This window comes from Desulfonema magnum (assembly GCF_017377395.1).
GTDB lineage: Bacteria > Desulfobacterota > Desulfobacteria > Desulfobacterales > 4be13 > Desulfonema_C > Desulfonema_C magnum.
Map to the genome: position 1 here is coordinate 3,105,396 of NZ_CP061800.1, position 23,898 is coordinate 3,129,293.

Annotated in this window: 22 protein-coding genes; 12 read left to right on the forward strand and 10 right to left on the reverse strand. The window is 45.7% G+C overall.

Annotated elements, in window-relative coordinates; translation table 11 throughout:
- The first annotated feature begins 11 nt into the window (after positions 1 to 11).
- From mfd to dnm_RS12335, 7 genes are all read left to right on the forward strand, one after another.
- Positions 12 to 3,659: a transcription-repair coupling factor gene (mfd, locus tag dnm_RS12305; RefSeq protein WP_207682943.1), complete on the forward strand. Its 3,648-nt coding sequence runs from the start codon at positions 12 to 14 to the stop codon at positions 3,657 to 3,659.
- 202 nt (positions 3,660 to 3,861) lie between these two features.
- Positions 3,862 to 4,554, forward strand: a complete 693-nt coding sequence (locus dnm_RS12310; RefSeq protein WP_207682944.1) for a SurA N-terminal domain-containing protein — start codon at positions 3,862 to 3,864, stop codon at positions 4,552 to 4,554.
- 102 nt (positions 4,555 to 4,656) lie between these two features.
- On the forward strand, positions 4,657 to 5,658 hold the full coding sequence (locus dnm_RS12315; protein ID WP_207682945.1) for a peptidylprolyl isomerase: 1,002 nt from the start codon (positions 4,657 to 4,659) through the stop codon (positions 5,656 to 5,658).
- Between the two features lie 98 nt (positions 5,659 to 5,756).
- Positions 5,757 to 7,109: a magnesium transporter gene (mgtE, locus tag dnm_RS12320; protein WP_207682946.1), complete on the forward strand. Its 1,353-nt coding sequence runs from the start codon at positions 5,757 to 5,759 to the stop codon at positions 7,107 to 7,109.
- Positions 7,110 to 7,469: 360 nt separating this feature from the next.
- Positions 7,470 to 7,727 carry a type II toxin-antitoxin system HicA family toxin gene (locus dnm_RS12325; RefSeq protein ID WP_207682947.1) on the forward strand — a complete coding sequence of 86 codons (258 nt, stop codon included), beginning with the start codon at positions 7,470 to 7,472 and terminating at the stop codon, positions 7,725 to 7,727.
- Positions 7,724 to 8,011 (forward strand): type II toxin-antitoxin system HicB family antitoxin, encoded by a 288-nt coding sequence (locus dnm_RS12330; RefSeq protein ID WP_207682948.1) that lies wholly within the window; start codon positions 7,724 to 7,726, stop codon positions 8,009 to 8,011. Before dnm_RS12325 ends, dnm_RS12330 begins: the two co-directional genes overlap by 4 nt.
- Entirely contained in the window at positions 8,012 to 8,263 is a 252-nt protein-coding gene (locus dnm_RS12335; RefSeq protein ID WP_276571899.1) for a magnesium transporter, read from the forward strand.
- A 23-nt stretch (positions 8,264 to 8,286) separates the two neighbouring features.
- Here the strand turns inward: dnm_RS12335 and dnm_RS12340 are convergent, their stop codons facing one another.
- From dnm_RS12340 to dnm_RS12360, 5 genes are all read right to left on the reverse strand, one after another.
- Positions 8,287 to 8,715 carry a PaaI family thioesterase gene (locus dnm_RS12340; RefSeq protein WP_207682950.1) on the reverse strand — a complete coding sequence of 143 codons (429 nt, stop codon included), beginning with the start codon at positions 8,713 to 8,715 and terminating at the stop codon, positions 8,287 to 8,289.
- Positions 8,716 to 9,136: 421 nt separating this feature from the next.
- Positions 9,137 to 9,850: a DUF1722 domain-containing protein gene (locus dnm_RS12345; RefSeq protein ID WP_246556299.1), complete on the reverse strand. Its 714-nt coding sequence runs from the start codon at positions 9,848 to 9,850 to the stop codon at positions 9,137 to 9,139.
- A gap of 332 nt (positions 9,851 to 10,182) precedes the next feature.
- Positions 10,183 to 11,139, reverse strand: a complete 957-nt coding sequence (locus dnm_RS12350) for a hypothetical protein (RefSeq protein ID WP_207682951.1) — start codon at positions 11,137 to 11,139, stop codon at positions 10,183 to 10,185.
- Positions 11,136 to 12,515, reverse strand: coding sequence for a CHASE2 domain-containing protein (locus dnm_RS12355; RefSeq protein WP_207682952.1), 1,380 nt, complete (start codon positions 12,513 to 12,515; stop codon positions 11,136 to 11,138). Before dnm_RS12355 ends, dnm_RS12350 begins: the two co-directional genes overlap by 4 nt.
- Before the next feature lie 176 nt (positions 12,516 to 12,691).
- Positions 12,692 to 16,183, reverse strand: coding sequence for a CHAT domain-containing protein (locus tag dnm_RS12360; protein ID WP_207682953.1), 3,492 nt, complete (start codon positions 16,181 to 16,183; stop codon positions 12,692 to 12,694).
- Positions 16,184 to 16,613: 430 nt separating this feature from the next.
- On the opposite strand from dnm_RS12360, the gene dnm_RS12365 reads away from it, so the two are divergent.
- From dnm_RS12365 to dnm_RS12385, 5 genes are all read left to right on the forward strand, one after another.
- Positions 16,614 to 16,775, forward strand: coding sequence for a hypothetical protein (locus tag dnm_RS12365; protein WP_207682954.1), 162 nt, complete (start codon positions 16,614 to 16,616; stop codon positions 16,773 to 16,775).
- Positions 16,776 to 16,852: 77 nt separating this feature from the next.
- Entirely contained in the window at positions 16,853 to 17,773 is a 921-nt protein-coding gene (locus dnm_RS12370; RefSeq protein ID WP_207682955.1) for a hypothetical protein, read from the forward strand.
- Entirely contained in the window at positions 17,758 to 18,030 is a 273-nt protein-coding gene (locus dnm_RS12375) for a hypothetical protein (protein WP_207682956.1), read from the forward strand. Before dnm_RS12370 ends, dnm_RS12375 begins: the two co-directional genes overlap by 16 nt.
- Positions 18,031 to 18,176: 146 nt before the next feature.
- Complete coding sequence (locus dnm_RS12380; protein WP_207683660.1) at positions 18,177 to 18,434, forward strand: type II toxin-antitoxin system RelE/ParE family toxin; 258 nt, start codon at positions 18,177 to 18,179, stop codon at positions 18,432 to 18,434.
- Positions 18,435 to 18,447: 13 nt separating this feature from the next.
- Positions 18,448 to 18,738 (forward strand): HigA family addiction module antitoxin, encoded by a 291-nt coding sequence (locus dnm_RS12385; RefSeq protein WP_207682957.1) that lies wholly within the window; start codon positions 18,448 to 18,450, stop codon positions 18,736 to 18,738.
- A 429-nt stretch (positions 18,739 to 19,167) separates the two neighbouring features.
- Here dnm_RS12385 and dnm_RS12390 read toward each other — a convergent pair whose 3' ends face one another.
- From dnm_RS12390 to dnm_RS12410, 5 genes are all read right to left on the reverse strand, one after another.
- Positions 19,168 to 20,073, reverse strand: coding sequence for a response regulator (locus tag dnm_RS12390; protein WP_207682958.1), 906 nt, complete (start codon positions 20,071 to 20,073; stop codon positions 19,168 to 19,170).
- Between the two features lie 98 nt (positions 20,074 to 20,171).
- On the reverse strand, positions 20,172 to 20,783 hold the full coding sequence (locus dnm_RS12395; protein WP_207682959.1) for a hypothetical protein: 612 nt from the start codon (positions 20,781 to 20,783) through the stop codon (positions 20,172 to 20,174).
- A gap of 92 nt (positions 20,784 to 20,875) precedes the next feature.
- On the reverse strand, positions 20,876 to 21,805 hold the full coding sequence (locus dnm_RS12400; RefSeq protein WP_207682960.1) for an inorganic phosphate transporter: 930 nt from the start codon (positions 21,803 to 21,805) through the stop codon (positions 20,876 to 20,878).
- A gap of 79 nt (positions 21,806 to 21,884) precedes the next feature.
- Positions 21,885 to 22,517: a TIGR00153 family protein gene (locus dnm_RS12405; protein ID WP_207682961.1), complete on the reverse strand. Its 633-nt coding sequence runs from the start codon at positions 22,515 to 22,517 to the stop codon at positions 21,885 to 21,887.
- The gene (locus tag dnm_RS12410) at positions 22,507 to 22,911 is read right to left on the reverse strand and encodes a CBS domain-containing protein (RefSeq protein ID WP_207682962.1); all 405 of its coding nucleotides are present in this window, start codon (positions 22,909 to 22,911) and stop codon (positions 22,507 to 22,509) included. Before dnm_RS12410 ends, dnm_RS12405 begins: the two co-directional genes overlap by 11 nt.
- Positions 22,912 to 23,898 lie beyond the last annotated feature (987 nt).

The following is a 23,898-nucleotide window of genomic DNA, read 5'->3' on the forward strand; positions in this document are numbered from 1 at the left end:
TTAGCGTTTCTATGAACAAAAATCAAGAAAAAAAAGCACTCCGATTCATTATTGATGAAATTCCCGGCAGACGCCATGTTTTCGAATGTTCAGGGCTGTCCGGATCTGACAAGGCTTATTTTATATCCAGATTGTATCAGGAACATAACATACCCATTATTATAATTGTATCTTCATCAAAACATGCAATAAAATTTTCAGAAGACCTGCATTTCTTTTGTTCCCGGATCGGATCCCAGGGGCGAAGAGAATTCCCCATAAAATGTTTCACACCTTATAATATTCTGCCATTTCAATTTCTTTCCTACCATAATAAAACTGCGGCAAATCGGATCCGTGTGCTTTACGGACTGGCAGCAGATGAATCTCCTTCAATCGTGGTGACAACTGCTGAAACTGTTTTGCAAAAACTTATTCCAAAACAGGAATTACGGGATTATGCAGAACTGATGATGGCAGGTGAGGAAATTGACCGGGATTTTTTAATCAGAAAACTGATATCCGGCGGGTATGTTCAGTCCGTTATTGTGGAAGAACCAGGGGATTTTTCCGTGAGAGGGGGAATTGTGGACGTTTTTTCCCCACTCTATCCGGATCCCCTCAGAATAGAGTTTTATGGTGACACTGCTGATTCTTTAAGATTTTTTTCACCTGCAACCCAGCGAACCAAAAGAATTGTACCAGAGGCAGTTATCCTTCCGGCCCGGGAAGCTGTTCTGAAAATGGAAAACATGGATCAGCTTATTAGCCGGATAAAAAGGCAGGCAGTCACGTTTGATCTTCAGCCGAACAAAGTCAGCGATATTATTGACCGTATCAAAAATGAAGGGGCATTTCCAGGCATTGAAAGTCTGATCTCACTGATTTACCCATCACTTGACACTTTTTTTGATTACGCACCGGACAATGCCCTTTTCATCCTCATAGAACCGGATGAATTGGACGCGGCAGCGGAAGCATCCCGAAAGCAGGCATTTAACAATTATATGACTGCCCGTAATGAAGGCAGACTTTGTGTTGAGCCGGAAGCCCTTTATTTAAACTGGTCAGAAGCAAAAGAAATGCTTGCCCGGAAAAGTTCCCTGACACTCAAAGCCCTGCCCGTGTTAAAATCCCCCGAGCCGGAACATGAAAATGAAAATGAAAAAGGAGTTCCAAGTTTCCAGTTTCCAGTTTCCAGTTCCGAGTTTCCAGTTTCCAGTTCCGAGTTTCCAGTTTCCAGTTTCCAGTTTCCAGTTTCCAGTTTCCAGTTTCCAGTTTCCAGTTTCCAGTTTCAAGTTTCAGACAACACCGATATCAGTACGGAACTGAAAAATTACAAAGAAAAAGAGAATGTTCTCTTGCCGCTTGTCAACTGGATAAAGGATAAAAAAGCGTGCAGATACGTCACCGTTTTTGCGTTCAGCACAGGACCGAGGATTGATCGCCTAAAATCACTTCTTGAGCCTTATGGCATCCGGCTCGAATTTGCTGAGACATTCCCCGATATCAAACGCGGCAAAGGGCTTGTCTGGGCATGTCCGGGCCGAATTTCATCAGGATTTGTCTGGCCGGATGAGTCTGTTGCCATTATCACAGAAGATGAAATATTCGGCACCCGATACCGCAGAAAAAAAATTCCCCGGCAAAAGGTTCAGACTGAGCTGCTTGATTATGCAGAATTAAAAACAGGGGAACTTATTGTTCATGCCGAACATGGCATTGGGCGGTATGAAGGTCTTGTAAAGCTGACATTAGACGGAATCATCAATGATTTTCTTCTGATGACCTATAAAGACAATGACAAGCTCTATCTTCCTGTGGATCGGATGAGCATGGTCCAGAAATACATGGGACTGGAGAGCATTGAGCCTGTTCTGGACAAAATGGGGGGCAAATCATGGGAACGGGTGAAAAGCAAAGTAAAAAAATCTGTGGAAAAGATGGCCGGAGACCTGCTGAAGCTCTATGCGGCCCGCAAAGTCAGAAAAGGACATGCGTATGGGAAGCCAAATGATTTTTTTGAAGATTTTGAAGCAGGTTTTCCATATGAAGAAACCGCGGACCAGCTCAACGCCATCAATCACGTACTGGAAGATATGCAGGCCCCGACTCCCATGGACAGGCTGGTCTGCGGTGATGTGGGATATGGCAAAACAGAAGTGGCGCTGCGCGCGTCCCTCATGGCAGTAAACGAAGGCAAACAGGTGGCTGTCCTTGTTCCCACCACTGTTCTTGCTGAACAGCATTTTATGACGTTTTCCGAGCGTTTTGAACGTTATCCTATAAATATTCAGTGCCTGAGCAGATTTCGCTCTTTAAAAGAGCAGCGTGCAATTACAAACAGTCTTAAAGAAGGAACAACGGATATTGTCATCGGAACTCACAGACTGCTTCAGAAAGATGTCAGTTTTAAAGATATCGGGCTTATCGTCATTGACGAAGAGCAGCGGTTTGGCGTCAAGCACAAGGAAAAGCTGAAAAAAATAAGGAGTACCGTGGATGTTCTGGCATTAACCGCGACCCCGATTCCCCGGACGCTTCACATGTCCATGATGGGAATACGGGATATCAGTATTATTTCAACGCCGCCTGAACAGCGTCACGCCATTATCACCTATATTTCCGAATTTGATGATGTCATTATTTCAGAAGCCATAAAAAAGGAACTGGGCAGAAACGGGCAGGTATTTTTTGTACACAACAATATTAATACAATCTATGCAATGGCCGCCCATTTGAAAGAACTGGTCCCCGGGGTGAAAACGGATGTCGCGCATGGCCGGCTGGATGAGAAAGAACTTGAAAAAGTGATGCTCAGGTTCATGAACAAAGAAACAGATTTGCTGGTATGCACCACCATCATTGAATCCGGGCTGGATGTTTCCTCAGCCAACACCATTCTTATTAACAGGGCGGACAGATTTGGTCTGGCCCAGATTTATCAGTTGCGCGGACGGGTGGGGCGGGCAGATGAGCAGGCTTATGCGTATCTTTTTATCCCCAGTGAAAGCACGTTGAGCAAAGATGCCCGGAAACGTCTGAAAGTGTTAATGGAACACAGTGATCTTGGCGCGGGATTTCAAATTGCCATGAGTGATCTCAAGATCAGGGGAGGGGGAACAATCCTTGGAGCATCCCAGTCCGGCCATATTGCCGCGGTCGGTTATGATATGTTTCTGAAGCTCATGGAAAATGCTGTATCTGAATTAAAAGGCGAGCCTGTGGCAGACCCCCTGGAACCGGAAATCAACCTGAATATGTCCGCGTTCATATCTGAATCTTATATCCCTGACATTGACCAGCGTCTTTCAGCATACCGGCGACTGGCAAAAATGACGGACCTCCGGGAACTTGCAGAATTCAAAGCGGAACTCACAGACCGTTTCGGAACTTTGCCTGCTGAGGCGGCCAATCTTCTTTTAAAGATCATGTTGAAAGTATTGTCAATAAAAGCAGGAGTAAAACGGCTTGATCTCACAGAAAATCACCTGTTATGTTATTTTTCAGAAACGCATCAGAAAAATCCCTTTGGAATCATTGACATGATCACCTCAGACCAGGATCGCTTCAGATTCACATCTGACCATATGCTTAAAGTCAGCCTTTCAAAACGCGGGAGTTCTTTGGTTCAGACCAAAAATATCTTGAAACAAATTGCACATCGTGTTAATAATTAAAATTTTGATTTTTCTGATATCTCTTTTACAAAAAAAGCAGAGCCTATGTGAACAATTCAATTACCAGACACTTTTTTTGTTCCGAACACTTAACACCGAACACTTAACACCGAACACCGAACACTTAACACTTAACACCGAACACTGAACACTTAACACCGAACACTTAACACCGAACACTTAACACCTGACACTTTCACAAATGATAAATTATCTTTATAAATTGGCAATCCTGACAGGCGTGTTCCTGGCAATTTGTGTTATATCAGGATGTCCTGACCGAACCTCCGAGGAAAAGGGTAAATTTTTAATTCGGGTCGGGAGCAATGTGATGACAGTGCCTGAGTTCACAAAGGCTTTTGAAATCGTCAAAACAGCTTATCCAACGGATATGATGCAGAATGCTGATTATGCAAATGAGGTTCGCTTACAAGTTCTGAAGCAGATGACCGAAAGAATGATTCTGTTGGAAAGAGCCGGAGAGCTTCATATTGAAATTTCTGACGCAGAACTTGAAGCGGCTGTCGCGGATATAAAAAAAGGCTATCCCGAGGGGATGTTTAAGAAGGTCCTGATTGAGTCTGCCATTTCTTTTGATTCCTGGAAAAATGAATTGAAAATTCGTCTGCTCATGGAGAAGGTGATTGCCAGAGAGCTGGGGGAAAAGATCACCATAACGTCAGAGGAGATTGCAAATTACAGGGAAGAACATCACAGAGCCGATGATTCAGCCACAGAATCAGAAGAGAAAACAGAAGATACGAATGAAATGCTGGCAGGCCGGTTGTACAGAGAAAAAACAGAAGAAGCTTATCACTTGTGGATAAAAAAACTTGAGGAAAAATATACAATTGAAATCAACAAAGCGGAATGGGAGAAGATAGCTGATTTATAATCAGCTCACGGCGGAACATGCCCGGCAATGCCGCCAATTTTATAACCAAAACTCCTGGCGGGTTTCACCACACATCGTCCGCCAGATCATCTCGGAATTAAAATGAGAATCAGATACTTGAATAACTTATTGAAAAAAATCGTATTGCGTGTTATTTGTGCGTTTATTTTCTTTGGATTATTTGCTACTTCAGGAAAAGCTGAACTGGTTGATCGTATTGTTGCCATCGTGAATGATGATATTATTTCACTTTCCGAACTGAACGAGATGTTTGAGCCTTACGCTGAAAATATAAAGTCACGCGGACTTTCATCAGAGGAAGAGCGTGCGGCGCTTTTCAAAGTCCGGGAGGATATACTCAGCCATCTCATTGATCAGAAACTTACGGATCAGGAAACAAAACGATTCGGGATCAGCGTAAAAGAAAAAGAAATAGATAAGACCATCGAGCGTATCAAGGAATCAAATTTTTATACAGATGAAGATCTGAGGAAGGGACTGGCCAGACAAAACCTGACCATGGAGGAGTATCGTGAGCGTATCAGAGAGCAGATACTCAGAAGCAAGCTGGTCAATATGGAAATAAGATCCAGAATCGTCATTACCAAAGAGGATATAAAATCCTATTATGACAGCCACAGCGAAATATACCAGGGAGAGAAAAAATATCATCTCCGGCACATCTTATTGGAAATACCTTCACTTGCCGATGAGACAGGAAAACTTGAGATAAAAGAAAAAGCAGACGCGATGCTTGAAAAAATAAAAACCGGAGAACCCTTTGAAAATATGGCCAGAAAATATTCTCAGTCATCAGCAGCAGCCAAAGGAGGCGACCTGGGGATGTTCGGCCATGACGTGCTTTCTCCCCAGCTTCGGGAGACCCTGAAAGGAATGAAAGCCGGTGAGGTCACACCTGTGCTTGATACGGATCTGGGCTATCAGATATTTCTTGTTCAGGAAATCAGAGATGCCCGGGCCAAATCGTTGGAGGAAGCCTCTCCTGAAATTCAGGAAAAGCTTTACAAAGAGATCGTTGACAAAAAATTTCAATCATGGCTTGAATCTCTGCGCAAACGCTCTCACATAAAAATTATCAGATAATACTCAGAGATTCGAAATTGGAAATCAGATTATCAAATTTCGAATTTTAATTATCAATTATCAATTATCAATTATCAATTATCAATTATCAATTATCAATGCAAGCTGATCGAATAAAAATACTTACCGAAAGCATAAAGAGACTGCTGAGGCGGAACGCCACAAGTCATCTCCGCAAAATTGTGAGCAAAACACATGCAGCGGATTTGTCCGTGGTGTTTCCTTCCCTGGCGATTTCCAACCGGCACAAGCTTTTTGAGATGATGGATACTCAGCAAAAAGGTATTCTTTTCAGTGAACTTGATGAGACCTCGCTTCTGACTTTTATTGAGGAGATACAGCTCGATGAAGTCGTTGAAGTCCTGGAGAAGATGGCTGCCGACGATGTCGCAGACTTTATCGGGAGGCTGCCTGAGGAGAAGTCCGCTGCCATTCTTGAGAAGATGAGAAAAGAGGGATCCGAGGAGGTCGAGGGGCTTCTCCGTTACGGAGATGACACCGCAGGCGGTATCATGGTTCCTGATTTTATTGCCCTGAGAGAAGACACCACCGCCACGGAGGCCATCGGGTCACTTCAGAAGGAGCATATGGATGTGGAAATGCCCTTTTATCTTTATGTGACAGATGAATATGGCAAGCTGGTGGGCGTGTGTTCGCTGCGGCAACTGGTTGTTGTTCCGCCGGATACGCCGCTCAAGGATTTCATGTCAACTGATGTGTTTTCTGTGGAGACTTACACCGACCAGGAGGAAGTTGCAAAACTTGTGGCCCGTTATGATATCCTGGCGGTTCCGGTTGTGGATGACACAAACGAACTGGTCGGCATTGTCACGGTGGATGACGTGATTGACATTTTCAGGGAAGAGGCCACGGAGGACTTTCTGAAACTGGCCGGTGTGAGCGGCGAAGAATTTGTTGAGACCAAATCTGTTTTCAAGAGTATGCGGATTCGTCTGCCGTGGCTGTTTGCGAGCTGTCTCGGAGGCATTTTGGCGTTTTTTGTTATCGGCGGTTTTGAGGAGAGCCTGAGCAAATTCACATATCTTGCGGCATTCTTGCCTGTTATCATGGGCATGGGCGGAAATATCGGAACCCAGTCCTCCACCATTGTGGTGCGGGGGTTGGCGCTCGGATTTCTCAACATAAGGGATATCTGGTCTGTTGTTTTCAAGGAACTGGCTGTGGGCTTCATACTGGGCCTGTTCTACGGAACGCTTATCGGCCTGGTGGCCCAGGCTCAGTACAATCTGGTGGCGGTCGCCATCTCCGTGGGACTTGCCCTTGTTTGTTCCATGTCCGTGGCCGCCCTGGTCGGCTCCATGATGCCCATGCTGTTTGCAAGGATAAACATTGATCCTGCCGTGGCCACAGGCCCCTTTGTCACCACTGCCGTTGACATTATCAGCGTATTCCTCTATTTTCAGATTGCCACCATTCTTATGGGGATATAGGCTGCCATCGCTTATATTTATTTTGAATTACAAATAAATTTCAGATAGTTAAAACTTGAATATAAAAAATAAGTTAAACGTGGCCCGGGCAGGAGATTCCTTTCCAGCTTCTCGGATCGGGAAATCGGAAACAAGAGATCAGAGCGGGTAAAAGTGCGGCATTGCCCGCGGATTTTTCCGCATGATATGCCACCCAGCATAGCTTTCCGGTCTCCGACACAGACACTGCACGCAAAGCCGGAGCTGCGGAAATCCCTGCTTATCACTAATCCATGTAGATAAAACCGAAATATCAGGTTTCGTTCCCCAGCCCAACCGACACGACTGCCTCAGTGAACCGAATGATGAAAAATAAATAATATGACGAAAAAAGACAAACGGATTCAGAGCCTGTTCAGAAATCCGAAAAGTATGCGATTTCCCGAGTTGGATGCAATTCTGACGGAGCTCGGATATGAGAAACGGCAAAGCGGAAAAGGCAGCAGCCATTATGTCTATAGCCATCCGGATATTGAGATGCTGGTTGTTCTGGTATCTCACGGCAGAAACGACATGCTGCCGGAATATCAGGTGAGAAAGGCAGTTCAGTCTGTGAAAAGATTATTGGAGAACTTATGAAAAAAGACCTGTCATATTACATGAACCTCAGGTACCCTGTCAGAATCAGAACCATGACAGACGGCATGTACTGCGCTGAAATCAGAGAAATTCCCGGGCTGTGCGCCTACGGAATCTCGGCTGTGGAAGCGCTCGAAGAATTGGAGACTGTCAGACAGACGGCATTTGAACTGATGCTCAGACAGGGAAAAGAAATTCCTCTTCCCAGAGTTCGCCTGGAAATTCCCATAGATGCGTTTGAACAGTTGCCGAATAAGGAGGATATTGCCAAATTTCTTGTGTGACTGTTCTACGGAACCCTTATCGGCCTGGTGGCCCGGATTCAGTACAGTCTGATGGCGGTCGCCATCTCCGTGGGACTTGCCCTTGTTTGTTCCATGTCCGTGGCCGCCCTGGTCGGCTCCATGATGCCCATGGTGTTTGCAAGGATAAACATTGATCCTGCCGTGGCCACAGGCCCCTTTGTCACCACTGCCGTTGACATCATCAGCGTATTCCTCTACTTTCAGATTGCCGCCATCCTTATGGGGATATAGGCTGTTATCACCTCCTTGTTTTGCTAAGTGAAGGCAGATACTGGCACGGCCATCAACGTTACCATGGCTTTGGAAACAAGCTTCTCCTGATCCTGGGATATGGAAAACACTTGGGATTCCGAAGCGATGATTTTCTTCCCCTTATTGATCACCTCTGACCGACACACGATGACATCACCCACAGCAGGCTTGAAATAATTGATTTTAAATTCGATGGTCAGGATACGAAAGTTCTCTGAAACCGTTGTATATGCGGCGTATCCGCCTGTATGATCAGCCATCGTGGCAATGACCCCCGCATGAACAAATCCGTCCTGTTGTGTGTGTTCCTGACGAATGTTCAGTCGGGTTTCAAAAATTCCGTATTCCACCCGGTCCACTTCAAAACCGCAATACGCCGGAAATCCCTGTATGTAATCCTTTTTTAAAAATTCGATTCGTTCCTTATCCATAGACATTGCTCTCCGTGATCAGGCCGTGGGGGAGTTTCTTTTTTCCTTTGGCTGATTTTTCATATTTTCTGATTATAACGGATTCAGGGGAGGGCGCGGTATGCTGAAACTATCATGTCACAGGACACCGTCCTCCCCGGACGTCATTCAGGGGAAAAGCGGCGCGATGTGCGACCTGCAATAATGCCACAAAGGCACGAAGGTACGAAGTCTCACGAAGGCTCTCTGTGCTTCTTTGTGTCTTCGTGTCTTTGTGGCATTGAAGCCCCGCGGGGGCGGCATATTTGCAGCATGCAAATATGCCGTGGCGGCCTCCCCTGAATCCGTTATAATCAGCATATTTTTTTAAATTTCCTCATTTTTTTCCAATGACAGCAGATCAAAAAGATTCAGCCGCGTTCAGGATATCCGTTTCCGCACTTCATATCCAGACATCAAGCTCACTCAGCGCGGTTGACGCTGTTAAATATGAGGCATTGTCTGCCATAGTTCTCTGCTGAATGTTCATCAATAACGTTTTCAGAGACAGCGATTCGGAAGCTCTGCCGTCCGGTAAGGAGAAATCAGACATATGCCTTTGCATATGCTGCAATGCGTTTCTTATACCGCGTGAACTGGGTTGCTGGCGCAAAATTTCTGTGAGTTCATTTGCCAGGTCCGAGAAATTCTCATTCTTTTTCATCCGGGACACAGCACTGCTGATGGCCTCGTATATGTCCGGATTTCTTGCCAGCACAGAGTATCTGTGCTGGTGCCATAGCTGCCGTGCATTTCTCGGCAAAGAGATTCTTCCTTGTTCTTTGTGCTTATATTTATTTTCGAGAAGACTGAACTGACGGTATGGCTCATCAATATATTTCACCGGCCATTCACCGGTTTCAGGGGGCGGAGGAAGCGGTGACTTATGCCTGAATCCCCGGAGAGACATTTCTGCAACCAATAAATCATGCCGCAGTGTAAGCGCCCGGCCATGGCCCTTCCAGCGAAGTGTCTCAGGATGATTTGAATATCCTTTTTTATTATTGGTAATAACAGACACAATAGCGTGCAGTTCCCTGTGTTCTCCGAGCAGACTCTGACGGTTCAGATATCCCGGATTTATGTCCCAAATTCTCATTTGTTTAGTTGCATTCAATATTTCGCATCCTGAATCATAAAACAGCTCCCATCCCTGTTCCGCAATGCTGTTGGCTTATGAAGTCCCGGGCGGATCCGGAGTGCAAAAATTTTATTTTTGCAATTGCGAAAAAGCATTTTTCGCACTCCGGAGAAATTCGCCTGATCTTAAGTCAACAGTATTGTCCTTGTTCTGAGGCTGTATGACAGGATGCATGACATCTTTCAGCCTCAACTTACGGAACTAAGGAACCGACACTCTTCAAAATAGGACTTTGTACGGAATCGGCTGAATCTTGAGCCTTCCCCAAATCCGTTATAATCAGAATTTTTCATAGAGACATTAAGTCACTATTTCCGGCTGTAATCAGATATCTGTTCAAACACTTTATCCAAGACAGGGATTTCCGCATATTCCATGACCATCCTCAGGCTGTCCGCGTAAAGGTCAAGTTCGGGCGTGATGTCGCTGATGAGCTGAAGATATAAAGCCTGATTCAATTTGGGAGACTGGCCTGCATATGTTTTGCTTATCTCTGCCAGCTGAGACCGAATATCGTCAGACTGTTCTTTCCCCAGGATGCTGAAATGATAACGGTCTGAGACCTCCTTATTGTTTACTTTGACATACCATTTATATGAGGTCGCCGGTCTGAGTTTCTTTCCGCTGACACGCACGAATCTGCCTGTTTTCATATCTGCTTCAATGACCTTGTGTGATTTTTTTTCAGCTCCGACGATGACCAGCTTTGCTTCAGTGTCTGAAGAGATATTGCCATTTTTCCATCTGAAAAGTATCGGCTTTCCATATAGTGCGGTGGTTCCGTTGACCGGCCAGACATCACCTGTGGAAAATTCGCCTATAAAAAACGAGCTGTCTTTTGCTTTGTCCTTGGCTCTGGTACTCATCAAATTTTCTTCAGCAAGATTTCTCCGTTCAATCTTTGTCCTTATCACAACCTCTGAAAAGAGGCTCTTAAGCCATCCTGAGCTACGCTGATTTTTGCATTCCTTGACAATAGTTCTTTTATTCACCATCTTTTCGCCGCAGTCCGTATTTCTGTAAATCAGGGCTACACTTTTATTTTTATGCGGGATGATGATATCATCGTTCAAAACGTAAATATTTGCGGGGGATTTGGTGACAGCTTTTCCGTCCCGCCAGAGGGTATAGCACTCATCAGAAGTCATTTCCGCGGGTATTTTGATATATCCCACACTTTGTGACGATTTGCCAGCCTGCGCTGCCGGGACCATTGATATCAGAAACAAACACACCATAATTTCTAGAAAAAAACTTCTCATCATTCATTCTCCCTTCTTGTTTTTAACCAATCTTCTGCAATTTCACAAAGCCCCACAATATTCTCAAATATCCAAATCGCGACAATCAGGAACCAGAAATCTAAAAACAGTCCCCATGTGCTGAATATCCAGAGACTTATGAGCATATCCGAAAACCAGAAAACTATTGTCAGAAGCAGTGCCGCCAGTGCAAGCGGCATGTGAACGAAAATAATGGCTAACAGAACAATCAACATCGCCACTATCAGATACTTAAGTACAGAATGTTTATGAACCTGATTGCCCCTCAGAAAAAGATTTAATCCGTTGGCAATCACAAAAAACCCCGGCATGTCACCTATCGGCGTAACATGGATATCTCTTATCTCATCGTAAGTGGAGCCGATCAGGACGGTTTTATCCTGGTATATCTTTTCATCAAATTTTCCGCCCAGAAGCATCGCCGGTGTCAGCATCATGTCAATCAGCAAATCTTCCCCGTTACCATAGCCTGTCATCACCTCCCGTGGTGCAATACGAAATTTGAGTCTCGCGGGAAGGCACTCTTTTGACGGGTCCTGATGATACAACTGAATATCGTCAGCACTGCCGTCAGATGGAATTGAAATGCCGTCTCCCAAACCTTTCTTCAGCCGGGCTTCTGTTTCTGCCAGTATTTTATTCCCCTGCTCAAGTCCGTGCCATTGATAAAGTGCTGCCAGGATGGGCAGGGAAAGCAGGACACGGTTCTGATCTTCTGCAATTTTGTAAAAGCGCAAATGCCGAACCTTGCGGTCTGATGTATTGAAGAAGACCGCGGGGCTTCCCTGTTTGATGACCATGCTTTCCTGATCAAGCAATTCATAATATTGACGGGTATATCCCTTTGGATTCGGTATCCTTTCTTTCCACGGCAGGATGATCGCTGTTCCCTGCTTTTTTGCAAGCCTTACAGCTTCCCGCAGCAGGGACAGGTAACGCTGGTTTTCTTCCACAAAAGCCCCGTCCTCGTAGTAAAGCGGAACAGGTTTGTCCAGTGCAAAATCCACGACTACCACTTTTGCGCCGAGTGCTATGGATTTGATGATCGTCCTGCCCAGGAGTTCTCTCGGAGTCCAGAAGCCCTGTCCGGGACTGGCTTCATAGGTCTCGGCATCAAGCTCTATCATGCGGATCGCATCGGAAACCGGTTCTTCCTCCTCACCGGAAACCACCGCCACCCTGAAGTCAGATTTTACCAGAAAGTCATAGGTGTCATTCAGCATCTCCTGTCCGATGCCGGTGTAAGAAGAAATAAGATGGAGAAGGAGAGCAGCCAGAACCCCCCAGACCAGATTCAGCAGAAAATGTTTCATTCGCTCCCGGGGAGAGCGATTGTACCAATTGAAAAAGAGTCCCATGCGCTGTTTTCTCCTGTATCAAAGTATCAAAGCCGGGGGATTAATCCCCCGGCTGGAAAGCTCAAGTGCGCTAAAGCGCACTAAAATTAAGCTGGCTTCAGCCTGCTTTCGCTTTCAGCCCCGGCATTGATGCCGGGGCTTTTATTTCGAGGCTTCAATTTATAAACACGCCCATTTTACAGCCAATTCCCGATCAGCAAAAACGGAGCCCAGTAATAAGGATGGTGATATCCCTGGCTGATGAGTTCCTTCTGGGCATTCTGCAAAGCCTTTGCCTTTGAAATATCGGATTCCCCGAGCCGGCGATAAAATTCTCTCATAGCCAGAGAAGTGGTTTTATCATTGACAGACCATAATGTGGCGATTGCGCTCCTCGCACCTGCTTTAATCGCGACACCGGCAAGCCCCAGCACGGCACGCTCGTTTCCCGAGGCGGTTTGACATGCGCTTAACGTCAGCAATTCCAGCGGATTTTCACGAAATCTGCCAATGCCGACAACGTGTTCAAGTTTGTCCATTGTCAGCTTGCCATCGTATGTCAGCAGAAACGAATTTTTTGCAGTGCCGCCGAATTCACCGTGAGTGGCAATATGAACAATGGAATATTCATGATTTTTAAACTCATAATCAATATTATCAACGGTATATGCTTCATCTTGGAGTATCTTTCCGCCCATCACTGTTTTGATATCGCTTAACTCCTCCGGAACATTTTCCAGAGGTTTAAAATTTTGTCTGGCTTCGGAAAGACCGGAGAGGAGAACTTCGGCATTTTCCTTATCAATCGGCTTGGGATCAACAAGGGTGGTTCCGGGTATGGTGACAATGGCGTATTTTTCGATAAGATAGTGTTTTCCATCACAGAGTGCGGAGAACGGAATTGAACGAAGCGATCCATCCGGAGCAACAATCAGCGTATCAATATTTTCATCGCTTAATTCGGTTTCAATGGGTCGTATTAACTGGTCATAAAGATACTGGGCGGAGTTCCGAAATTCATAACTTCGCAGACTCTGTAACTCATCCCTGAATTGCATTGCTGTATTTCTGAGTTCCTCTGGATTCGCAGGAACAGTAATTTGTTTCATTCCATCACCCAGAATCAGCAACATTGCCAAATGATCGGGTAAAAGAATCGGATAAATGACTGCTGTATGAGAAGAAGCTTTGTCCAGGCGGATGGACTTTTTGCGGAGGGCCGTCACGCATTCATCCTGAAAAAAATCTTCCAACTCCGCGGTTTTCAGAAGTTCCATTGTATCACGGGCCTTGCAGAGAGGGGATGCTTCACCTTCACTGCATAAGACACTCTCAGATGTTTTCGTCTGCTTCAGAAGGAGTTCCGCCAGTCCCAGATAAACTGGCCTGATCTGCTCGCCAAAGGTGTTTTTTATCTGACTGCGATATCCTGTAAAGAATTCGCTGCGGATGGGATTCAGCGTGGATACCGCATTATTGAAAGCGCTGACCGCATTTTCAATATCTCCCTGGCTTCTGAACAGCCTTCCCAACTGCCACTGCCAGCGATATAAAATTTCAGGTGAATCTGTCTGCTGGGCGTAAAATACTGCTTTCCGGGTCATATTGAGCGCATCTGAAAAACGATTCTCCGCCTCATACAATTCTCCGATATATCCGTATGCATAGGCAGCAATCCGTGTATCTTCCAGTGCCTCAGCGATCTGTCTTGCTTTATGCAACAGTTCGTGAGGAATTTCTTCGAGACGGCTTTCAGATGGAAGTTCTTTCCCAATCCTTTGGACAATGAAAGCCAGTGAGATCATATCTGCGGCTTTGTGATGAGAATTTGGAAGACTTTCAATCTGAGATATGATATTCTCCGCTTGTGTGAGGATGTTTCCATCACCGCCAATCCAACTTCTGACACGGAGCAAGTTTATCAATATCTTTGATTTCAGCGGGGTTCCTTCAACAAGATCAGCGCCTTGCATATAGGCTTCTTTTGCCTTGTCATATGCTTCGTTTACCGCAAACACATTGCCCATGTTATTTAAAAGGCTTGTCTCAAGAAGAGGATTTTCCTCGGAATGAACCGCCTTCTGTCCTTTTTCCAAATACGCTTTTGCTTTCTCCGCGTCACCGCAAGAAAGATAAATATCACCGAGAGTGCCGAACAACAAGGCTTTGGCATAAGCGTCATTGTTTTTTTCGATAACAGGAAGGGCTTCCTCAAGGACTGACAATGCTTTTTGGTAATATCCCATTGCCTGATAAGCAGTTGTCAGACAGACCAGCGTATCTGCACAAGAAGCAGGTTTTTTGAAAAAATCTGGTTTCTCTCTTTCTTTTTCCCATATCTCGGCCGCATGTTCAAAATCGCCTTTGTGATAAAAATCCGCTGCATCTGAATCTCCGAAGGCCAGAGGCGGACTTGCCAGCCAGTCGTCAAGCGGAGTTGGCAGGCTGTCCCGTTTGGTCAGCACAAATCGGAGTTCGCTTTCCCCGGTCCGCTTTGCACAAGGGGTTTTTACCCATCGGGTTGCATCAAGATAATTCTCGGGCAAGGCCGCCAACCCTTTGCTGGCATCTTCCTCCGGCGACTTAATTTCCACCAGGCCGTCAATTCCTAATTCTGATGACGCATCTACCTCGCTGCCTGCGGATTGAATGAAATGATCTGCAACAATACGAATATTTCCTCCGTTTCCTTCGTAAGCTTTTGCAATGATCTCGCTCTGATTCAGCGTGACAAATTCCGGATCAATGCTGATATCTCCGGCATCGTCTGAGCCGCCCTGAACCGTGGTGGTAATCCTGCCGTCTGACAAATGAATTGCATTTTTGACATTGATCGTCATTCTGCCGCCGCCGGAAACATCAGATTCCGTTGTCACCGAGCTTTGATCTATCCGCATGCTATCCGCAGAAATGATAAATATATCTCCGGCATGGCCGCTCCGGGTACTTTTGGCAGAAATTGAGGCTTCATTGGTCATGTCCAGCGCATTCACATTTATCAGCCTGATATTTCCGCCCTGGCCTGTACTCTCACTGGCAGCTGATATTGTACCGCCGTGGCTCAGTTCCAGACGTTCCATATCCTGAATGATAATATCACCGGCCCGACCATCTTGCAGCGTATTGCCGTCCCATGTCTCATCTCCGAGAGTATTGGCATAAATATGTCCGTTCTCGCCGATTGTCATGTGCGGCGTTGAAATGGTTAAATCTCCTCCGCTTCCGCTGCTGTGTGTCGCGGTATATATCCAGCTTTTATCCAATTTCACTCCGGAACCGGAAATATTGACAGATTCCCCGGCGAAAATTGAAATATCCCCGGAATCCCCTGCCCCTCGGGTACTGGTGGTTATGGTTCCGCCTTCGTGAACTTCCAGGCGGTTTATATCCAACTCCACATTTCCGCCGCGTCCCCCGCCATAAGTCTGGGCGTTGATCATTGCATCTTTGGTGAGGGTCAGATCATCTGTTTTGATGGTGATCTTTCCTCCGTCTCTTTCTGACATTGTCTGCGAATATACCCCATAATAATCGCCAAACAATCCGAGATCATCAGCCCCGGATCCGGAAATATTGACGGATTCCCCGGCAACAATGGAAATGTTTCCCCCGGGATCAGTGTTTCCGCCAGTGTCCAAACTGCCGGACGAGACATAGCCCTTGTTCATTTCCAGATCATTTGCATTCAACGTAATATCTCCGCCGCGCCCTGCTCCTGCGGAATCATTGCTGATGACACCGTTTCAGAGCCTTGGAAACATTTTCATCACCCCACGGCAGGCCTGTAAAATAAAAATGATATCATAAGGATAAGTTCTGTCTCAGTGAAATTTGTCTGCAAAAACTGTCCGAACCATTGAATCCTTTGCCGCATAAACGGCGGGTTCCGGGTTGAAATCGGAATGACAGTGCCGCCGGGAAGCCTCCCCTAAATCCGTTATAATCAGCAAAAATCTGATTATAACGGATTTAGGGGAGGCTGGGAAAGCCCCGTGGGGGCGGCATATTTGCAGCATCCGTTTATCATGCCGGGCCGGAAAAGCCCCGTGGGGGCGGCATATTTGCAGCATCCGTTTATCATGCCGGGCTGGGAAAGCCCCGTAGGGGCGGCATGTTTGCATGCTACAAATATACCGCCCCTACGGGGCTTGGCGGAGGGGCCTGCAAACCTGCTGCTACAAACATGCCGCCCCTACGGGGCTTGGCGGAGGCCTGCAAACCTGCTGCTACAAATATGCCGCCCCTACGGGGCTTGGTCGGCATCCCCTAAATCCGTTATAATCAGAAAAAAGACATCAGAACCGGCTCCCCGGCAAAATCGGACGATCTGCCTCCCCTTTTCGAGGGAAACCTGGCATGTGACAGCCGGGGACCCCCTTCAGTTCAGGCTGCGTATCGATGAAATGATCGCCGCACATCCCGAACTGTTTCCGCCCGGGGCGGAACGCGGCTGGCGGACAAAGGACAGTTATATTTCGAAAAAACAGGGGATTAAAATCCGACGCATAGAAATCGGCGGAGTGAGTCACACAGTCCGCCCGTCCTTCGTCATGCCTTATACGACAGATATGACCGATGACGCGGAAAACGCCCTGTTTCTCCGAAAATTTGACGTTCCGTTCTGGGCAATTGCCCGTATTTTTGGGAAAAACCCGATGCATTGGCAACGTACGGAACAGTCCCTCGGACGGAACAGCATTGTCGGCACGACCGTGAGAAATCCGGAGAATCTGCCGAAGCACATCGTTGCTGACGAGAAACACACTTCGCTCGGAGGCGGAAAAGCCTATGTCGCCACCACCGTGGCGGAAGAATGCTTTCTCGGCGCCTCCGTCACCGAAGACGCCGGAGAGGAGTCGCTCGGACAGGCATATGGCAAATACAGGGAGGAAGCCCGCAATGCCGATCCTGATTATGCTCCGGAAACCGTCAATACCGACGGATGGAAAGCCACCCGGAACGCCCGGAAAAAGCTTTTTCCGTCCGCCACGCTGATTCTCTGCTTCCTTCACACATTCATAGGCATCCGGAATTGTACGAAAAAAAGTTCGGAGAAATTTATGACGAAGTCGTCGGAAAGCTGTGGAACTGCTATAATGCTCCGAACAGATCCTCTTTTTCGCAGAGAGTCAGACGATTCGCCGAATGGGCGAAGAAAGTCTCCGTCCCTTCCGCAATCGCCGAAAAAATCGCCAAAATGCGGAAAAATATCGCTGACTTCGCCGCTGCATATGATTTTCCGGGGGCGCACAGAACGAGCAATATGCCCGAACGCCTGATGCGGAGAACGGATCGGCATCTCTTCAACACTCAGTATTTTCATGGTGTCATATCTTCCTCCGAACTCGGCATCCGGGGATGGTCCCTCATTCTCAACTTCGCTCCTTCAAACCCTTATACCGTGAAGAAGTACGACGGTTTGCAGAGTCCTGCGGAACGACTTAACGGATTCCGCTATCACGACAACTGGCTGCATAACCTTCTGATATCAGCTTCTCTGGGCGGCTTTCGCGGGCCTCCCCTAAATCCGTTATAATCAGAATATAATATATATAATACAGGTTTGTCGTTAAGTCATCCGAAAACCTTGTCAGACAGGAAAGAGAAAACATAAAACTGACATTCCTCACCCGGATATTTATGATAACCTACTGATTTATAAATAATTTATTTTTAAAACGAATTACCAGAGAACCATTATTTGAAACAGGAAAAAACACAGGTATCCGCCCGGAACATGCACAGCGACTTCGCCGGATACTTGCGCTTCTTGAAACAGCCAGTGTAATTGAAGACATGGATTTACCCGGTCTTAATTTGCATGAACTGAAGGGAAAAAGAAGAGGAACATGGTCAGTCAAAGTAAGCGGCAACTGGCGGATAACATTTCAGATCACCGGAGGTGATGTTTATAATGTCAGTTACGAAGATTATCACTAAAAAGGAGACCGTTATGAGAATGTATAATCCTCCCCATCCCGGAGAAATCATTCGTGAGTGCTGCGTTGAAGCACTCGGATTAAAGATAGCCGATGCGGCAAAAGCACTGGGAGTTTCGCCCAAAAAATTATCGGCATTACTCAGAGGCAAAACAGGTATCAGCCCGGAGATGGCGTTACGTCTCTCAAAAGTATTCGGCCGCACCCCCGAAGGATGGCTCAGACTTCAGTATCAGTATGATCTCTGGAAAACAGAGCAACAGACAGACCTGACTGCATTGAGACGAATTCAGGCGGAATGTTAGATTTTGTATATGCCCGAACCCTGATTCATGTTGTCCGAACCCTGATGAAAGGATGAAAGGATTTTCAGGATTTTTGCCTCGTTCTTTGGGGATTTCTCGGAAGTTCCGCAGGTTTCGGGGGGCTGACAAAAATCATGTTAATCTCTTCATCCTTTCATCAGGGTTCGGACAAAGAGCAAGGAGATGAATGAAATATTATTATGCCATATTCACAGAAACAGAAAATGCTGCGGAAGCTGATTGCCGGGGGATTTATCCCTCGGCTTTGGCTTATTCGGTGGTGTTCTAAAACTGGACTTGCTCCGATATTTACCAAATTGATTCAGAGGGTTAAAAAGTTCAGCTCCACTTTTAGAACATTACCGCTTATTCCTTTGGCTTATTCCTTTGGCTTATTCCTTTGGCTTATTCCTGCCTGCCCACAATCCATTACAAATCCATGCGGATTCTGTCCATTTCAAGGAACAAATCCTGCTCACGAATCATACCGATGACCCTTTCTTCTACAACAACGACTAACCGCCGGACATTATTTGTAACCATTATATAGGCAGCTTCCATGAGACTGGATCTCCCATCAATTGTAACCGGAGCCGGGGACATGATCTCCCTGATTTTTTTTTTTAACAATACCTTCATCTCTTTCGTAAACATGCCTCTCCAAAATACAGGTGAATACTGAATATTTTCAGCCATTGATGGTTTCGGCTCACTGAGATAAGGTGGCATAATACATCCGAGCAGGTCATTGATAGCGAGAATTCCCTGAACATTTCCCTTGTCATCCGTCACCAGAACAGAACGATGCCCTGTTTCCATGATTCTGCTGGTTGATATCCTTGACGCAAATGCTGCTTTCAGCTTTTCAATAGCATCCTTAACGCTCTGTTCCCCGTTTAATTTTGTATATTCCGTAATAGGAACCATCACCCCCATGATACTCTTTTCTCCGGGATGTCCGCGTTTTTTTCTCAGATGATAGGCATCAATGATTTTGGCTGACAGAACATCAATATCACAAGGCTTTGAAAGATAATCAAAGACCCCTTCCACCAGAGCTTCCCTGGCAGACGGCACTGCCCCATGCCCCGTCAGCATGATCACCGGAAGGTCGGGAATTTGCTTTTTGATTTTCTTCAGGGTCCGATGACCATTTATGCCAGGCATTTTAACATCAAGCACCACCACATCCGGCTTTACTCTGAGTTTGGCGACAGCCTCCTCACCACTGGCAGCCAAAATGGTCTCAAACCCTCTTCCGTTGAGAATCTTTTTGGTCGTTGCCCGAAATTGTTCTTCATCATCTGCCATCAGTACTTTTATCATATGACTCATTGCGTTTCCTCTTTATCAAGATCAGAGTTACCAATGGGTTTCACTCATCAGAGATCACTGACATCCAGAGTTACCAAGTGATTATGCTGCATCCGATATTATTCAGACTGAACTTTTGAATTCTTGAAAAGTCCTTCTCCCCCGAAAGTCATAAACCTTGCGAAAAAGAAAGACACAACAATTGCCAGAACCGGTATCAGATAAATCGCCAGACCGAGAAATATCATTATCCCGTTCTCAATCTCTTTTACCTTTGTCATCAGTATGGCAATTCGAATCACTTTTTCTTTTTTATTCGAAAGCAACGCCACATAAAGCATATTCTTATTCAGCGTGTCGCTGAAACGAACAGCCGTCCCGATTCTGCTTTTAAACGCAAGTCTCACTTCCGGTCTTTTCAGATGATTATCTGTTCTGATGAAGTTTCTGTCAGACTCACCAATTACCTTTCCGTTATTCTTTATAATGGTTATTCGGACATTCGCCATCTCCCCGTATTTTTTACAAAATACATCAAGCACAGACGGATTCTCCGTGTTCGGAAGTATGTCTGAGATAATTCTCGCTAACACCAGAACTTCTTGTTGGAGATAAGCCTCCAGTTTTCTTTTTAATTGCGCTTCCAGTATGAAACCGCCTATAGTCATACTCACAATAAGCACAATCGTAAAAATAAGATAAAGCTTCCATATTCGACTAAATCTTATCATGGTTCTCTCCTGAATGAATAAATCCGTATTCGAACAGTTTTCTCTTATATATCCGCTGAGTTTAAGTTTCCGACCTTGCAGAAAACTGACAGCTAAAAGTTGATAACTGATACGAGAAGGCAAGTGAAAATACATGCGGATACCGGCGTCATGATCCAGCCGCCGGCAATTTTCATAAGCATCTTAGGACTTATTGTTTGCAAATCTCCTACAATCCCCACGCCGACCACAGCGCCGACAACTGCCTGAGAAGATGAAACCGGCACCCCGATTTGCGTAAAGATGTGAAGTGTGAGTGCCCCGGTCAGAACAACGACAAAAGCGGAAAACGGGTCTAAGGGAACGATTCCCTTGCCCACGGTCATCATAACTTTTTTGCTGTATGTCAGCACACCGCTGACAATACTCAGCCCTCCGATCAGTGCGGCAGCTTCTGCGGACAGAATTCCCGATCCCACATAAACACCGGTCACATTGGCGACATTATTGGCACCTAATGAATATGCCCCGTAGCATCCTGAAACCAGAATACCAATGAAATATAACATATTACGATGAGTAATATTGAGAACTGTCTTGTTCAGGAGATATCCTGAGAACCGATGAAGAACATACCCGAAAAATATTCCGCTGACAGGGGTGAAGACCCAGCACGAAATAATTTTATAAAGTTTGGAAAAATCCGCTGTTCCCGAAAGCATCCCCGCTCCGATAACGGTTCCGATAATTGCCTGGGACGCGGATGCCGGAACAGCAATAAGTGTCAGTATTGTCATTGTAATGGCGGCAGCCAGGGTACAGCAAAATGCTTCAATCGGTATAAGGCGGGAAACCTCGCTCACGGTCTTCATGCACTTGGGCCCTTCGAGGATGGCACCGATAAATAAAAACACTGATGTCAGGATGATCGCTGTCCGATACCTGACAACTCCGGTGGCAACACCTGTTCCGAATATATTAGCAGAGTCATTGGCGCCAAGACTCCATCCCAGAAAAACACCGCTTAAAACTTTCCACATCATCCGTTCCAATCGCCAGATTTGGGTATTTGAAGATTTTCGAAGCTTCCGAAATTGGGGAAGTCAGTCTGAATTATCGGAGTCATGCTCTCATACTGACATTTATGATCTGAAGATGATCACTGGCGTCTTCAATAATATCGCTTATCGTGGTAAGGCCCGATACAAAATCAGCCAGTATTTTTCCTTCCCAAAAATTAGTTATAGGTAATTTTCGAATATCCCTGATGAGATCAAACTTAATATCATCAATTTTTTTCTCATAGATCCGGATAGCAAGGGTTTTTTCCCGCAGATCATCTCCCTTCACCATGGCGTCAAATGTGATCAGGAGCATTTCACAAATTCTGACATTCAGGAATGACACTCTGGCGCATTCGTCTTTTACCTGTTCAGGAATTTCCGTGTCAAGGTATTGTAAGGCTGTATCCTCAAGCAAGTCGAAAACACGGTCAACGATTTCAACAAATCTGCACAGTTCCGGTCGGAGATATGGCAAAAATGCGCCCTGGTATATATCAGAGATGATATTTCTTCTGACAAAATCGCCTTCACGTTCAAGCTCAATGATATTCCGCATAAGATTGGCATCACGGTTTTTCAGCGCTGTGCTGAAGGTTTCACAAGCCGTGCAGAGAAGTCTGATGTGACGGTTTATGCTCTCTATCACGCTTTGCTCTTTCTTGCCCTGAGATAATATCTTTTCAAGAAACATGTTTTCCTCTTGCCCTCATAATCAGCGAAGCGTCCATGATATCTATCAGGGAAACAACGCCGATAATGTTGTCTCCTTCACATACAAAAACCCTTGCAATATCAGACTGCTCCATTAATTTTGAAGCGTCATATATCTTTGTATTCCGGTCAATGCACATAATTGGTTTTGAGGCAATCTCAGAGACCTTAATATCCTTGGGATTAATCCCTTTCGCCAATACCCCGAAAACAATATCTCTGGCCGTTATAACTCCGTAGTTTGCCGTATCTCCGGGGAATTTGACAATCAGGGAGCGGATTCGTCTGTCAACCATTTTTTCTATTGCATCATACAGAGATTGGTCAGCATCCACAAATTTTATTTTGGTCGTCATGAATTCTTCTAATTTCATTTTTTCTCCTCCTGATTCCGATGCTCAAAATTACAGCTGATAACTGTAATAGTGCAACCCTTATGCCAATAAATATCGGAATAGAAATAGGTTCAATAACTCATTAAAAAAATTAAGCTTAAAAATATAAATAAATTTTTATGTACGACAAAACCGGGAGAATTTCAAGTCAGTATTTTTTACATGTTGTAAAGTGAAATACTTATCTGTTACTAGGTATCAGCGATTATCAGTAGATCGAAAAAAGTTTTCAGGCCCCCGCGGGCAGACAGGGCGGACGGGGAAGAAACCCGGCTTTTTCCGGCGGGAGCGACACTTCGTCCGGGGGAAAAAGCCGGGTTTTTCTGCTCTCCTGCGCTCAGTGCGGAAACTTTTTGATCTGCTGACGGCATATCCGCTTATGGCTAAAAATTTTCTTGAATCTTCGGATAATTCATTGTAAGGGAGTTCCAAATAAATAACATACCCGATTCAAAAAAATGTAGGGTGGGTGTAGCGAAGCGGAACCCACCGTTTGCAGGCCGCCCGGTGGGTTCCGCTTCGCTACACCCACCCTACACCGGGTATTCGCTGTTCACAGAACCGGGGCATAAGCCAATTTTCTGTCATTCCTGCGAAACCAGGAATCCGCTGCTCACGGAATCGGGGCATAAACTAAAAACGGATTCCCGCTTTCACAGGCTTCAGCGTGAACTCACGCGAACCGAATGACAAACTGTGCAACCGGATCGAATCAGAACAACTTGATGATCGAGCGAGTGCGGTGGGTTACGCTTCGCTTCACCCACCCTACACCGGATGTTTTGTTTTTGGGGAAATGTCTCAAAGATAATTCTATAAAAAGCATAAGTGCGGTGGGTTACGCTTCGCTTCACCCACCCTACACCGGATGTTTTGTTTTTGGGGAAATGTCTCAAAGATAATTCTATAAACGGGCATGAGCTGCCGGTCACAACGAATGATGAAAGTTTTACAGTTTTTCCTGAC

Bases quoted from the DNA above. Each gene is read 5' to 3' on its own strand.
- dnm_RS12375 (WP_207682956.1), top strand. From the start codon at position 17,758: ATGCCCGAACGCCTGATGCGGAGAACGGATCGGCATCTCTTCAACACT.
- dnm_RS12350 (WP_207682951.1), bottom strand. From the start codon at position 11,139: ATGATGAGAAGTTTTTTTCTAGAAATTATGGTGTGTTTGTTTCTGATA.
- dnm_RS12355 (WP_207682952.1), bottom strand. From the start codon at position 12,515: ATGGGACTCTTTTTCAATTGGTACAATCGCTCTCCCCGGGAGCGAATG.
- dnm_RS12400 (WP_207682960.1), bottom strand. From the start codon at position 21,805: ATGATGTGGAAAGTTTTAAGCGGTGTTTTTCTGGGATGGAGTCTTGGC.
- dnm_RS12410 (WP_207682962.1), bottom strand. From the start codon at position 22,911: ATGAAATTAGAAGAATTCATGACGACCAAAATAAAATTTGTGGATGCT.
- mfd (WP_207682943.1), top strand. From the start codon at position 12: ATGAACAAAAATCAAGAAAAAAAAGCACTCCGATTCATTATTGATGAA.
- dnm_RS12395 (WP_207682959.1), bottom strand. From the start codon at position 20,783: ATGATAAGATTTAGTCGAATATGGAAGCTTTATCTTATTTTTACGATT.
- dnm_RS12330 (WP_207682948.1), top strand. From the start codon at position 7,724: ATGAAAAAAGACCTGTCATATTACATGAACCTCAGGTACCCTGTCAGA.
- dnm_RS12310 (WP_207682944.1), top strand. From the start codon at position 3,862: ATGATAAATTATCTTTATAAATTGGCAATCCTGACAGGCGTGTTCCTG.
- dnm_RS12385 (WP_207682957.1), top strand. From the start codon at position 18,448: ATGAGAATGTATAATCCTCCCCATCCCGGAGAAATCATTCGTGAGTGC.
- dnm_RS12340 (WP_207682950.1), bottom strand. From the start codon at position 8,715: ATGGATAAGGAACGAATCGAATTTTTAAAAAAGGATTACATACAGGGA.
- dnm_RS12405 (WP_207682961.1), bottom strand. From the start codon at position 22,517: ATGTTTCTTGAAAAGATATTATCTCAGGGCAAGAAAGAGCAAAGCGTG.
- dnm_RS12390 (WP_207682958.1), bottom strand. From the start codon at position 20,073: ATGAGTCATATGATAAAAGTACTGATGGCAGATGATGAAGAACAATTT.
- dnm_RS12315 (WP_207682945.1), top strand. From the start codon at position 4,657: ATGAGAATCAGATACTTGAATAACTTATTGAAAAAAATCGTATTGCGT.
- dnm_RS12365 (WP_207682954.1), top strand. From the start codon at position 16,614: ATGCTACAAATATACCGCCCCTACGGGGCTTGGCGGAGGGGCCTGCAA.
- dnm_RS12325 (WP_207682947.1), top strand. From the start codon at position 7,470: ATGACGAAAAAAGACAAACGGATTCAGAGCCTGTTCAGAAATCCGAAA.
- mgtE (WP_207682946.1), top strand. From the start codon at position 5,757: ATGCAAGCTGATCGAATAAAAATACTTACCGAAAGCATAAAGAGACTG.